Annotated in this window: 12 protein-coding genes and 1 pseudogene; 4 read left to right on the forward strand and 9 right to left on the reverse strand. The window is 61.6% G+C overall.

The annotated features are described in order from the left end of the window. Positions 1–141: 141 nt before the first annotated feature. Positions 142–1,431 carry an isocitrate lyase gene (gene aceA, locus G9U53_RS29260; RefSeq protein ID WP_003941533.1) on the reverse strand — a complete coding sequence of 430 codons (1,290 nt, stop codon included), beginning with the start codon at positions 1,429–1,431 and terminating at the stop codon, positions 142–144. A gap of 504 nt (positions 1,432–1,935) precedes the next feature. Between aceA and G9U53_RS29265 the strand changes: the two genes are divergently transcribed. The 4 genes from G9U53_RS29265 to ramB all read left to right on the forward strand — a co-directional run bounded on the left by G9U53_RS29265 (position 1,936) and on the right by ramB (position 5,814). Continuing rightward, positions 1,936–2,559, forward strand: a complete 624-nt coding sequence (locus G9U53_RS29265; protein WP_223304378.1) for a serine/threonine protein kinase — start codon at positions 1,936–1,938, stop codon at positions 2,557–2,559. A gap of 79 nt (positions 2,560–2,638) precedes the next feature. Beyond that, positions 2,639–2,926 (forward strand): FmdB family zinc ribbon protein, encoded by a 288-nt coding sequence (locus G9U53_RS29270; protein WP_082893160.1) that lies wholly within the window; start codon positions 2,639–2,641, stop codon positions 2,924–2,926. A gap of 94 nt (positions 2,927–3,020) precedes the next feature. Then, on the forward strand, positions 3,021–4,280 hold the full coding sequence (fmdA, locus tag G9U53_RS29275) for a formamidase (RefSeq protein ID WP_042923284.1): 1,260 nt from the start codon (positions 3,021–3,023) through the stop codon (positions 4,278–4,280). A 121-nt stretch (positions 4,281–4,401) separates the two neighbouring features. Beyond that, positions 4,402–5,814 (forward strand): acetate metabolism transcriptional regulator RamB, encoded by a 1,413-nt coding sequence (gene ramB / locus G9U53_RS29280; protein WP_019744436.1) that lies wholly within the window; start codon positions 4,402–4,404, stop codon positions 5,812–5,814. A 5-nt stretch (positions 5,815–5,819) separates the two neighbouring features. Here the strand turns inward: ramB and G9U53_RS29285 are convergent, their stop codons facing one another. The 8 genes and pseudogenes from G9U53_RS29285 to G9U53_RS29320 form a co-directional block, all read right to left on the reverse strand. Then, a complete protein-coding gene (locus tag G9U53_RS29285) occupies positions 5,820–6,842 on the reverse strand; it encodes an alpha/beta hydrolase (RefSeq protein ID WP_064074213.1) in 1,023 nt (340 codons plus the stop codon). A gap of 131 nt (positions 6,843–6,973) precedes the next feature. Further along, positions 6,974–7,993 carry an alpha/beta hydrolase gene (locus tag G9U53_RS29290; protein WP_064074214.1) on the reverse strand — a complete coding sequence of 340 codons (1,020 nt, stop codon included), beginning with the start codon at positions 7,991–7,993 and terminating at the stop codon, positions 6,974–6,976. 68 nt (positions 7,994–8,061) lie between these two features. Then, entirely contained in the window at positions 8,062–9,702 is a 1,641-nt protein-coding gene (locus tag G9U53_RS29295) for a class I adenylate-forming enzyme family protein (protein ID WP_003941478.1), read from the reverse strand. Between the two features lie 9 nt (positions 9,703–9,711). Then, positions 9,712–10,416 carry an ATP-binding cassette domain-containing protein gene (locus tag G9U53_RS29300; protein ID WP_007735382.1) on the reverse strand — a complete coding sequence of 235 codons (705 nt, stop codon included), beginning with the start codon at positions 10,414–10,416 and terminating at the stop codon, positions 9,712–9,714. Between the two features lies 1 nt (position 10,417). Next, positions 10,418–11,191 (reverse strand): ATP-binding cassette domain-containing protein, encoded by a 774-nt coding sequence (locus tag G9U53_RS29305; protein WP_007735383.1) that lies wholly within the window; start codon positions 11,189–11,191, stop codon positions 10,418–10,420. Beyond that, positions 11,188–12,216 carry a branched-chain amino acid ABC transporter permease gene (locus tag G9U53_RS29310; protein WP_064074215.1) on the reverse strand — a complete coding sequence of 343 codons (1,029 nt, stop codon included), beginning with the start codon at positions 12,214–12,216 and terminating at the stop codon, positions 11,188–11,190. The genes G9U53_RS29305 and G9U53_RS29310 overlap by 4 nt, the downstream gene beginning before the upstream one ends. Continuing rightward, the gene (locus G9U53_RS29315) at positions 12,216–13,091 is read right to left on the reverse strand and encodes a branched-chain amino acid ABC transporter permease (protein WP_020906730.1); all 876 of its coding nucleotides are present in this window, start codon (positions 13,089–13,091) and stop codon (positions 12,216–12,218) included. Before G9U53_RS29315 ends, G9U53_RS29310 begins: the two co-directional genes overlap by 1 nt. Before the next feature lie 15 nt (positions 13,092–13,106). Continuing rightward, a pseudogene (locus tag G9U53_RS29320) lies at positions 13,107–13,307 on the reverse strand (ABC transporter substrate-binding protein); the annotation flags it as partial.

Here is a 13,307-nt window from a genome sequence, read left to right on the forward strand (position 1 = left end):
TTGCAAAACAAGCACTTCGAACTGCGTCGACGCTGGTGGCCGACGCAATCGGAACTGCCTTGAAGACGAGAGAAAGTAGTGCGGTGATACAAGCAGGGGAGAGACCCGAAGCCGAGCCTCTCCCCCACCCGAAGTCAGTTCTTAGTGGAACTGTCCCTCTTCGGTGGAGCCCTTGAGAGCTGCCGTCGAGGTGTTGGGGTCAACGGTGGTGGCGATGGTGTCGAAGTAGCCGGCGCCAACCTCACGCTGGTGCTTGATGGCGGTGAAGCCACGCTCTTCGGCAGCCTTGAACTCGCGCTCCTGCAGGTCGACGAATGCCGTCATGCCTTCGCGGGCGTAGCCGTAGGCAAGGTCGAACATGCCGTAGTTGAGCGAGTGGAAGCCGGCCAGCGTGATGAACTGGAACTTGAAGCCCATTGCGCCGAGCTCCTTCTGGAACTTCGCGATGGTCGCGTCGTCCAGGTGCGCCTTCCAGTTGAAGGAAGGGGAGCAGTTGTAGGCCAGGAGCTGGTCCGGGAATTCGCTGCGAACGGACTCGGCGAACTTCTTTGCAACCTCGAGATCCGGCACGCCGGTCTCCATCCAGATGAGGTCTGCGTACGGTGCGTAAGCCTTGGCGCGAGCGATGCAGGGCTCGATGCCGTTCTTGACGCCGTAGAAGCCTTCAGCCGTGCGGGTTCCGTCGAGGAACGGGCGGTCACGCTCGTCTACGTCGGAGGTGATGAGGGTTGCGGCCTCAGCGTCGGTGCGGGCGATGATGACGGACGGAACGTCCGCGACGTCGGAAGCCAGGCGAGCCGAGGTCAGGGTGCGGATGTGCTGCTGCGTGGGGATGAGCACCTTGCCGCCGAGGTGGCCGCACTTCTTCTCCGAAGCGAGCTGATCCTCCCAGTGGACACCGGCAGCGCCGGCGCCGATCATGGCCTTCTGCAGCTCGTAAGCGTTGAGAGCGCCACCGAAGCCGGCTTCGGCGTCGGCAACGATCGGAGCGAGCCAGTTGCTGACGGAGGTGTCACCCTCGGTCTTGGCGATCTCGTCGGCGCGCAGCAGTGCGTTGTTGATGCGACGGACGACGGTCGGAACCGAGTTGGCCGGGTAGAGGCTCTGGTCCGGGTACGTGTGGCCCGAGAGGTTCGCATCGCCGGCAACCTGCCAACCGGAGAGGTAGATGGCCTTCAGGCCGGCGCGAACCTGCTGCACAGCCATGTTGCCGGTAAGTGCACCGAGGGAGTTGATGTAGTCCTCGTTGTTCACGAGATCCCACAGGATCTCGGATCCGCGACGAGCGAGGGTCTGCTCCTCGACGACGGTGCCCTGGAGCTTGACGACCTGATCGGCCGTGTAGTTACGAGTAACGCCCTTCCAGCGAGGGTTGGTGTCCCAATCCTGCTGGAGCTCAGCTGCGGTCTTCGGGGTGCCGGTGGTCGACATCAAGACTCCATCTCTTTGATCTGCTGGTCCGGCCTGTTGTGAGCAGTACGTGCGTACTACTTCACATACTTGCCAGGCCCTTCTTGTGTACTTACCGAGAATGGCACATCGAAAAAGTGCCGTCTACCTGTTGCTAATGCCAATCTTCGCTACCTTTTCAACACACTTTGCTAAGTCTGTGAAGATTCCTACGCGGCTGGTACTACCCAATCGGACAGGTTCCGTACTGGCGAGTAGGAAAGAAACCGCAGGCTGTGAACGAAATGCACTCAACTCTGCCGCTTGCGAATTCCGGCAGTTCGCACGCCACTCGGAACAGGCCTGTCCGCTACTTCGGAGCCAACTTCACTACCCGCGAGTGACCGCAATCACTCCTCGGCAACAGCCTTCGCTCGGGCGATTCCAGGGATCTACCCGTCAGAAAGCCACAGACAACCCATTCGCCGGCCATATGCTGTCGAACCATGACTTGTCGTTCGACGCCCCCGACCGGGCGATAAAGCGGTGCCGGACAACTATCAGCGGCCACCGAACAACCAGGCATGGTCGCAATCCGGTCCACAGCCGCCGCAGTTGGGCTACCGAGCCGCGCCGCAGTCGTATCCCCCGCCCCAGGGATTCCCGCCTGCACCGCCACGTGGAAATCCGCCGCCGCGTCGGCCCGGCTGGGTGATTCCGGTATCCGTAATCGGAGTCATCACTGTGTTGGCTCTCTTCGGCGGGCTTGCCTGGGTCCTCTGGCCGAAGGACGTCCCCAACTCGGCCGCCGGTGGCGCCGCCCACACCACCATCAGCGCCGCGAACACACCCGGCACCACGACAACCGCTCCCAGCACGACATCCCCGACGACCACACGCGCCGCGAACTTCCCGGCCGGTGCGTCCGCCTGCCCCGGCGGGCAGCCGGCCGGAAGTTACAAGGAGTCCGCGACAAGTGGGGGCAAAACTTCATGTGAGTTTGCCGAGGCGGTTCGGATCGCCTACGGGAACTCCGGTGCAACCGGTGCATCCAGCACCGTGTCCGCACGTAGTCCGGTGACCGGCAAGGAGTACACGATGGCATGCAAGGTGACCTCCGGCATCGTCACCTGTACCGGCGGAGACAACGCAGTTGTGTACTTGCGCTGACGGGCGCAATTGCGGCATCGGCAACCCGGTGCGTGTCGTTCCAGTGTCGCACTTACGGATCCTCCGATAGCGTGACCGCATGCCTCTGTACGAGTTTCGCTGTACCGGCTGCGGCCCGCTCGAGCGGTCGTTCGCGATGGCCGAAGTGCCCCAGTCGATTACTTGCCCCCAGTGCAGTCTCGAGTCCAAGCGGGTGGTCTCGTCTCCCCGGTTGAGTCACGCGTCGTCGGCCGCGATGGGTCTACTGGACAGCACTGCTCGATCGGCTCACGAGCCTGCCGTGGTCAGTGGGTCGCTACCCGGCCGCGGCCGGCAATCTCCGCCGACGACATCCAATCCGTTGCACCGCAAGCTACCTCGCCCCTGAGCGTCTTCACCGCGCGTCCTCGCCGTGAGTCCCGATCCGACACGAAAGTCCTGCCGCCACGAGTTTTCCGTTTCTTCGAGAATGAGGAGTGCATATGCCTGAACTGCTGTTTCCACTCGATTCCGCCAAGAAATTCACCGACCAGGCAATCGTCGGCCACAATCGGTGGCACCCGGACATCCCAGCGGCGGTGACGGTGAAACCCGGTGATGCGTTTCGTGTCCATTGCCGCGAATGGTTCGACGGCGCAATACACAACGACGACTCGGCCGACGACATTCTCAATGCGCCACTGACCACGGTCCACACGCTGTCCGGCCCCTTTGCCGTCGAAGGCGCGAAGCCCGGCGACCTCTTGATCGTCGACATCTTGGATATCGGGCCTATCCCCCAAGAAGATTCGGGTCCGTTGGCCGGCCAAGGCTGGGGGTACACCGGCATCTTCCCTCGGAACAACGGCGGTGGCTTCCTCACCGAACAGTTCCCCGACGCGTACAAAGCCGTCTGGGATTTCTCCGGCCAAACGGCGACGTCGCGTCACATTCCGCACGTCTCGTTCACGGGCATCGTCCACCCGGGACTCATGGGCACGGCTCCGTCGGCAGCCCTGCTCGCCAAGTGGAATGCCCGCGAGGGTGCCCTCATTGCCACCGATCCCAATCGGGTTCCCCCGCTTGCGCTTCCGCCCGAGCCCCGCGATGCAGTACTGGGAACCTTGACCGGTGACGAGTACACACGCGTGGCCGGCGAGGCGGCTCGCACCGCTCCCCCGCGTGAGAACGGCGGAAACCAGGACATCAAGAACCTCACCAAGGGCAGCCGAATCTTCTATCCGGTGTTCGTGGACGGTGCGAATCTGTCGGTCGGCGATCTCCACTTCTCCCAGGGCGACGGTGAGATCACTTTCTGCGGTGCCATCGAGATGGGCGGCTTCATCGATCTTCGTGTGGACATCATCAAGGGCGGAATGGATACCTACGGTGTTTCCGAGAACGCCATCTTCATGCCGGGCAACACGGATCCGCAGTATTCCGAGTGGCTTGCGTTCTCGGGCACTTCCGTCACGTTGGACGGCGAACAGAAGTACCTGGATTCACATCTGTCCTACCAGCGTGCGTGCTTGCATGCGATCGAGTATCTGACCAAGTTCGGGTACGCGCCAGAGCAGGCGTACCTGCTACTCGGTGCGGCGCCGATCGAGGGTCGCCTGTCGGGTGTCGTGGATATCCCCAACTCGTGTTCGACGGTCTATCTCCCGACTGCGATCTTCGACTTCCCCCTTGCACCCTCGTCGAGCGGGCCGTTCCAGATCGATCCCGGAATCGGAGCTCCGCGTTCGGAGAACAGGGTCTAGGCCTCCGGCCCCGTGAGTGGTTGAGGAGTGTGAGGACTCCTTAACCACTCACAGGGGGTACCGGTGCGAATTCTGCGAACCCACCTTTGCGAAGCCGGACTGTCACTCGTATCCTGGGAAAATGTCGAAAACCTTTGTCGGTGTCCGGCTCCGCCAACTGCGGACCGAGCGCGGGTTGAGTCAGGCTTCGCTGGCCAAGACGCTGGAGATCTCGGCAAGCTATCTCAATCAGATCGAGCACGACGTCCGGCCACTCACCGTGCCGGTCCTCCTGCGAATCAGTGAAGTCTTCGGCGTCGACACCACCTTCTTCTCCCCGCAGGACGACACGCGCCTGATCGCGGAAATGCGTGAAGTTGCCCTCGATCAGGAGATGGGCATCGACGCCGACGCCCACGAAATCGCGGAGATGGTCTCCACGCACCCGGGCCTGGCCAAGGCGATGGTCAACATGCATCGCCGCTTCCGCAACACGACGGCGCAGCTCGCCGCAGCCACGGAAGACCGTTTCTCGGACGGCAGCGGCAGCGGTTCGATCACCATGCCGCACGAGGAAGTGCGCGACTACTTCTATCAGCGGCAGAACTACATTCACGATCTCGACACCGCGGCCGAAGAACTCACTGCCCGGATGCGCTTTCATCGCGGCGACGTCGCCGGCGAGATCGCCAGACGCCTCGAAACCGTCCACGGCGTGCAGATCGTTCGACGAGTCGACCTGGGCGAGAACATACTTCATCGTTACGACCCGGATACCAGGGTCCTGGAAATCTCCGCACGGCTCTCCGGCGGGCAACAGGTCTTCAAGTTCGCGACAGAACTCGCGTACCTCGAGCACGGCGATCTGCTCGACTCGTTGGTGGCCGAAGGCAACTTCACCAGCGAAGCTTCGGTCTCTTTGGCGCGACTTGGATTGGCCAACTACTTCGCGGCGGCCACCGTGCTCCCATACAGCCAGTTCCACGACGTCGCCGAGGACTTCCGGTACGACATCGAGCGCATGTCCGCCTTCTATTCCGCGAGCTACGAGACGATCTGCCACCGCCTCTCGACTCTGCAGCGCCCCAAACTTCGCGGGGTTCCGTTCATGTTCGTGCGTGTCGACCGTGCCGGAAACATGTCGAAGCGTCAGTCCGCCACCGGATTCCACTTCTCCACCAGCGGCGGTACGTGCCCGCTGTGGAACGTCTACGAGACGTTCTCGTATCCGGGCAAGATCATGCCCCAGATCGCACAGATGCCCGACGGCCGCCGATACCTCTGGGTTGCTCGCACGGTCGAACGTCGAGCGGCTCGATACGGACAGCCCGCAAAGATCTTCGCCATCGGATTGGGATGCGAGATTCGACACGCCCACCGACTCGTCTACAGCGACGGTCTGGATCTGGACGAGTCGAATCCGGGAACGCCGATCGGCTCGGGCTGCCGCGTCTGCGAACGCCTCAACTGTCCGCAACGTGCCTTCCCGCCCTTGGGTAAAGACCTCGACATCAGCGAGCACCGAAGTTCGATTTCGCCTTACGTGATTCGCTGACCGCGCTAACGCACGTAGTTGCGCAGGAACGCGACTGTGCGATCGAACGCGACCATCCCGTCCACGGTATCGAGGTCGAACTGATATTCGTGGTCCAGCGCAGGCTCGTGATCTTCGGGGTAGAACAGTGCGTCTACTTCGACGCCCAGATCGGCGAGCCGTTCTGCCAAGGGTTTCGACTGGCTGGCGGTCAGTGGGTCGATGTTTCCGCCGGTGATGAACGTCGCTGGAAAGTCCGAGGTCACATGGCCCAGTGTCGACATCTGACCCACTGCAGTCGACCCGTCGAAGTCCCTCGTTCCGAGATACCCCCACAGCGACTGCTTGTCGACGCCCCAACCGAAGTACTTCCCCTGCGACAGCAGGGGTTTCAGATCGAAGACCCCACAGTCGAGGACAACTCCGCGTATCTGCTCGGGACGTAATGCCGGCTCCACACCCATTTCCGACGCGTAGTCAGGGCTGGTCATGACGGTCGCCAACTGACTGGACAACTGCGCGCCTGCCGAATCTCCCGCAAGAAAGAGATTGGTCGAATCGACATGCAACCTGTCCGCATTGCTCACGATAAATCGATACGCGTCGTTCAGCTGATTCACTGCGGTGGGGTAATACGCATCTGGTCCCAGTGAGTAGTCCACCGAAATCACAGTGAAGCCTTGATTTGCCAACAGTTTGTAGTAACCGTCGGCATCAGTTCTCGATCCTGATATCCAGCCACCGCCGTGCACCCAGACCACCGTGGGTAGCGCCGAAGTGGACTCCGACGGGTAGTACGCGTCGAGTTGTGCATCGTCGTCGCCGTCGCGGTACGACTGATCGAGAATCGAGACGATTCCTGACGGTGCATGCCTGTCGAGTTGTGCGTGAGTCGATTCGGAGCCACCCGCCGACATCCACCGTACGAGGAGAACTCCTGGCCACGGACTGACGAGTGCCGCGGTTACCCCGGACAGCAGAATGACGACGAATACCGCCGCGGTTCCGACAATGCGCCTTCGCCGTCTGTCGGGGGAAGGCGCGCGCACAACAACTCCTGGGGTCGGATCGGATTCACCCAGGCTAGACCAAAAGGACTAGTTGAGAATTCCCTGGCAACGCACCCGCGGAGCCTTGTCCAAAATGACCATTTTCGCAGTGGTTCACCACAATCCGACATTTAGCCGGTATGAGCCTCAAGAAACTGAACCGTGCGATCGAGCGCAGTGAGACCGTCGGCATTGTCCAGATCGAACTGATACTCGTGACCGAGCGCCGGAACGTGATCGGCCGGATAGAACAGTGTGTCGACCGCAACTCCCAACCCGGTCAATTTGTCAGCCATCGGTTTCGACTGAGAATCCGTCAACGGATCGGCGTTGCCGCCGCTGATGTAGGCAGGCGGAAATCGATCGGTGACGTAGTTCAAGGTCGACATCTGATCCGCTGCGTCGGTACTCATGAAGTCACGCACGCCGGTATACGCCCAGAGGGACCGATCAACTCCCCAACCGATGATGCCGGGTCCGCCGACCATGTTCCCGACGTCGTAGATTCCACAGTTCAGTATTACTCCACGTAACTGATCCGGCCGCAGCGACGGGACCACGCCCACACGGTTCGCATAGGCGGGATCAGTGATGAGAGTGGCGAGCTGACTCGAGAGTTGCGCTCCCGCAGAATCACCGGCCAGAACGACCGTCGTCGGATCAACATGCAGCCGTTCCGCATTCGCGACGACGTACGCGTGAGCGTCGTTGAGCTGCCGCACTGCCGTCGGATAGTGGTGCTCAGGTCCGAGTGAGTAGTCCAGGGACACAACGGTGTAGCCACGAGAGGCCAGCAACTCGTAGTACGGCGCGTAGTTGGACTTGCTTCCCGAGATCCAGGCACCGCCATGAGTCCAGATCACCGTAGGCAATGCGGTCGTCGTCGCTGCGGGAAAGTAGACATCCAGGTATGCGTCGTCGTCATCGGCGCGGTACTGCTGGTCCTTGATCGAGTCGACGCCTTCGGGCGCGTGCTTCTCGAGCGCCTCGGTGACTTTCACCGCATCACGATCGAAGACCCATCGCACGGTGAGTGCGCCAGGTCTCGGGCTCAGAACGAAGGCCAGAACCACGGCTCCGACCAGAACGAACACAATTGCCAGAGCCCACAGCAAGCGCCTGCGCCACCGATGCGGTGAAGGGTTCGTCATCGGGTTTCCTTCACTCTCGGCACAATGTCCGGATCAGCGTAACGCGAAGCCGGTACCGCCAAGTGCGATCAGCCGAGTTCAGCGATCCGCCTCTGCGCGAGTGCCTTGACTTCACCCTTGGCTACTTTGCCGCCTGCCGCCATCGGCAATTCGGCGACCGTCATCACGTACTCGGGTATGTACTCGCGGGTCACTCCTCGGCTCTGCAGCCAGGCGGTCAGATCCTCCGAACTCAGATCGTCATCGGCGGACACGACGACCGCACAGACCTTCTCACCAAACAGCGGATCGTCGACCCCGACCACGGCGACCAACTCCACCGAAGGGTGCGCGCGCACGTACTCCTCGACTTCGACCGCGGAGATGTTCTTGCCGCCACGAATGATGATGTCGGCTTTGCGCCCGACCACACGCACCCGTCCTGTCTCGTCGATCTCGACGATGTCGCCGAGAAGCATCCAACCGTCGTCGGTGTACAACTCGTCGTTCGCATCGGTGTCCCCCCAATAGCCCTGACACATCAGCGGTCCGTTCACCCCAGGCTGACCGCGGCGGACGGAGCCGGTCATTTCCTTTGCCGCATCGTCGAATACACGAACTTGCATGCGATCGATGACGTGGCCGCACGTCTTCAGTCGGGTATCGGAACCGTCCGAAACCGTCGTCACCGAGACGGCGCCGGTTTCGTTCGATCCGTAGAACTGCAGGACAGCCGCTCCGGTACGTTGTTCGAATGCCAGCGCCTCCGAATAGGGCACGGCTTCACCACCGGTGAACATGAAACGAAGTGACGAGAGATCGGCCGATTCCGCGGCCTCCGAACGCAACAGCATCTTGAATTGTGTACTCACACAATTCAAAGCAGTCACCCGTTCGCGCTCGATCAACTCGATCATCACCGAAACGTCGAAGCGTTCCATGACGACATTGCGAGCACCGAGTAGTGCCGGCAGGAAATGCGAAGTCCAGAGGCCGAATCCGAAAGGTGCTGGAACCGCGCCGAGGAACACCTCATCCGAACCGATCGCCGCCGCCTCGGCGGCAATCTCGGAGAAACCAACCCAACGATCCTCGGTTTGTGTGACCAGTTTGGGTAGGCCCGTTGTGCCGGAGGTCGAGTTCAGCATCGAAACGGCTGACGTGACAAAACACGGACTGGTTGCGGGGAACTGCTTTAGCTCGACCGGCAACGAGGTGAGTTCGCCGTTTGCGCTCACGCGTTCGAAACTCACGTCGGCGCGTTCGTCGGCGAAGACGACGTCCAGTCCGGGATGCTCTGCCCGCAGACTCGCCACGAGTTCGGCGGTATCGACGCCGCGCAGCGTGCGAGTGGTGACGAGTACGGAGGCTTCCGAGCGGGCGATCAGATGAGAGATCTCGCGAATGCCCGAGCGCGAACCGATTCCGACGGCGACGCGGCCGGTACGAAATGCTGCGCAGAGAGCCGCATGGAATACAGCGGTGTCGGGGAGCAACACGGCTACATGTCCGTATCCCTCACCAGCTAGATCCAGCGCCGACGCGATCGCATCGGCAGCCGCGTCGTACTGTTTCCACGACACCCTCGATTCCGGAGTGACAAAGGCGGTTTCGTCCGGGATGGTCTCAGACCAATGCCTGACCATTTCGCTGATGCTGACGCCGGCGAACCGGTCCGGATTCGTGGCGAATTCACCGACGGTGAAGTCGAGTGTCTTCGTTTCCAGCATGATCGTCGATCATCTCCCGTCGGCGCTGAGTACGCCCATCGATTGTTTGTACGCGTTGTCCAGTGTCGCTGCGGAATCGCATTCGCGGACGAGTTCGCCGCGCTGCATGACATATCCGCGGTCGACAACCGATTTCAGTGCAGTAAGTGCCGGTTCCGTCACGATGACGGTCACACCCTCGGCGGCCAGACCCCCGACCAATGCTCGCAGCTCCGCGACGATTTTCGGTGCCAGTCCTGTCATCATCTCGTCGAGGAGCAACACCTTCGGGGTTTCCAGAAGGGCCCGCCCCAGAACCAACATCTGCTGCTCACCACCGCTGAGGACCCCGGCATAACTCTCCGAGCGTTCACGCAGGATCGGGAACCTCTCGAAAGCTGTTTCCACGGCTTCGGCTTTCAATCCCAGCAGGTCTGCGCCGACGCGTAGGTTCTCGCGAACGGACATTCGCATGAACAGTTGCCTGCCTTGGGGAACGTAGGCAAATCCGCTGCGGACACGATCCAGTGCCGATAATTTCTGGATCTCTCGACCATCGAATTTGATTGTCCCGGTGGCGGGAACCGAGCCGTAGATGGATCCCGCCAAGCTGGTCTTGCCCGCACCGTTCGGCCCGACGATGGCTGTCACTTCACCGGCGGGAGCGGCAAGGGAGACTTCCCGGACGGCGACAGCGGATCCGTATCGAACTGTGACTCTGTCGAGTTCGAGCATGTCAGGCGCCTTCCTCGTATTCGGAACCGAAATAGACTTCTCGCATCGCGTCGCTGGCCAAGCACTCCTGCGGTGGTCCGTAGAACGCCACTGATCCGAAATTGAGCAGCACGATCTTGGTTGCGAGCGCCGCGATGAGATCGACGTTGTGATCAACCAGGACTACTCCTTTGCCCTGCGCGGCAATCGATCGCACGGCACCGGAGATGGCAGCGATGCCGTCGTGATCCGCGCCGGCAAACGGTTCGTCCAACAGGAGGACTTCGGGTTCGGTCGCCATCGCCCGCGCCACCTCGACCAGACGCTGCGCCCCCAAACTGAGATCCCCGCAAGCACTCTCGACGTCGGTGACCGAGTATCGCGCAGCAATCTCCCGGGCCCGCTGTGCTGTCCGGTCCCAGTTCTCGAAAGGTCCTTTGATCGCCCACCACAGCGAGTGCAGAGGTGAGGTGATCTTGTGCCCGTACAGTCCCGGGATGATGTTGTCGACGGCGTCGAGTTCCGCCGCGAGCTGCGGATGTTGAAACGTGCGCGAGAGCCCTTGCCGTGCACGGCGCTCCGACGGCCCGGTCAAGGGAGCACCCGCGAGCGCGACGGTTCCGGAGTCTGCTTGCTGAGTGCCGAAGATGCAGTCCACCAGTGTGGTCTTGCCTGCCCCGTTCGGGCCGACCAGTCCGATCACCTCTCCCGGTCCGACGCTGAACGAGACATCGTCGACAGCGCGGACGCCTCCGTAGGACTTGTGGAGCCCGCTCACTTCGAGTAGCCGAGTCATCGATTGCCACGCTCCTTGTACAGACGGTTCATTCGACCCAGAACGTTCTGACTCCACCCGATCACCCCACCAGGCGCGACGATGAGGATCACCAGGACGGCTCCGGCAAGCAGGAGTTCGCCACTTCCCTGGTACCCGGGCATATTCAGCGTCACGATCACCACGATCAATGCACCGAGCGGAGCACCCCACGCCGAACCGCGACCGCCGATGATCGGCATGAAGATTGCGAGGAAAACAATACTGAGAGTGAAGGTTTCAGGAGTGACAGCCTGCACCGACACGGTGAACAGCGATCCGCCGGTCGACGCGATCGCAGCACCGATCGCCAGCGCCACGACGGTCAGGTGCGCAGGATTGACGCCGGAAGACCGTGCGACATTACGATTGTCGCGGGCAGCTTGCAACATCAGCCCCCACACCGATTTCCGGAGTCGATCCACAGCGACCGCGATCAGACACACGAACAAGATCGCGAACACGACCAACAAATAGCGCGGTGGCTCCCAGCCGAACATCGTCACAGTCTCGACACCCGAGATCCCGGCCGACCCGCCGGTGAAACTCGGCCCGTCGATCAACCAGTGCTCGAAAGCGATACCGAACAACAAGGTCACCGCGGCAAGGTAGAAGCCGGAGAGTTTCTGTGTTGCCAAGCTGAGGAGTACTGCAACCGCTGCAGCGGCGAGGGCGCCGAGAATCCATCCCCACCACATCGACAACCCGGTCCGAACCGAGATCAGCGCAACGGCATACGCGCCGATCGCCGCATACGCGCTGTACGCCATCGACAGTGATCCCGCGAGCACGAATGGCACGTACATGCCGAGTGCGATCAGCGAATACGTCGCAGCGAGGAACACCAGATCCTGCCGGTACAGACTCGGCCCCATCCACAGCAGCACGGCAGCAACCACGACCACGGTGATCAGCGCTTCTCGTGACAGGGCGAGCATCCTCGTCCGGGAACGGCCGGATGTAGTGGGCGGATTTGACGTCAGCGGACTGGTAGAAAGCGAGGCCATCAGACGCGAACCTTCCTCGAGAGCAAGCCTTCCGGACGGAAAGCGAAGAACACCAGGGCAATCAACAGAATCGCGGTTTGCGCAGCACTCGCACCGAAGTAGTACGGGGCGAATACCTGGACGACGCCCAACACCATTCCGCCGATCAGCGGAGCCCAACTTCGGCCGGTACCACCGATGACGAGTGCGATGAATGCCGTCAGCGTCCATGACAGACCGCTCGTGAACTGAACACCGGCCTTGGGAGCGAACAGAAGTCCGGCGACGGCGGCGATCACACCCGCGAGGGTGAACGCGATGAGGCGTACCCGATCCACCGGCAAGCCCAGGACGCGGGCGGCATCCGGACTGTCGCCGACGGCGCGTAGCAGACGGCCCGAGGTGGACCGGTTCAGCCACAGTCCGATACCGACGAAGATCACGGCAGTTCCGACGACGAGTACAACGGTCGAACTGTCGACGGTGGCACCGAGCACCGATATCGGATCGAAGTCGAAGATCTTCTGTCCGGGAAGTGGTGTTCGGCCGAAGACCGTGCCGGCGAGCTGCTGGATCCCGAACAGTACTGCGGTCACCGCCACCAACGCCGGTAGTTCCCCACGACCCGAACGCTTCTGAACCTGTTTGACCACAAGCTTTTCCGTCAGGATCGACAGCGCCACCGCTACCGCGATCCCCAGCGGCATGGCAATCCAGAGAGCGAGCCCGTAATTGATCGCGACCCAACTCGACGCCATGGCCGCAGCCATCGCGTACGGGCCCATCGCAAAGTTGAAGAAATCGGCGCCGACCACCACGAGATACATTCCGAGGGCTATCAGCGAGAAGAAGGCACCGATCTCGATGGCTGCGAGCCACAGTTGTGCGTCTGTCATGTCAATGCTCCTCGGTTATCCGCACGGGGGCTGGTAGGAATCCCACGGACGGGCAGGCTTGTTGTCCTCACCGAATTCGACGAGTACCAGGCCGCAGAGGCTGTCCGGAGCCAGGTGATCCTGCGAGGAGAACGACAGTGTCAATCCGTCCTGGCCGAAGCTGGCGGGAAGTGCCGAAACCTGTTGAAGAGCATCACGAACGGCCGTCCGATCTCG

The sequence above is a fragment of the Rhodococcus sp. D-46 genome (assembly GCF_011290655.1).
GTDB classification, from domain to species: domain Bacteria; phylum Actinomycetota; class Actinomycetes; order Mycobacteriales; family Mycobacteriaceae; genus Rhodococcus_F; species Rhodococcus_F qingshengii.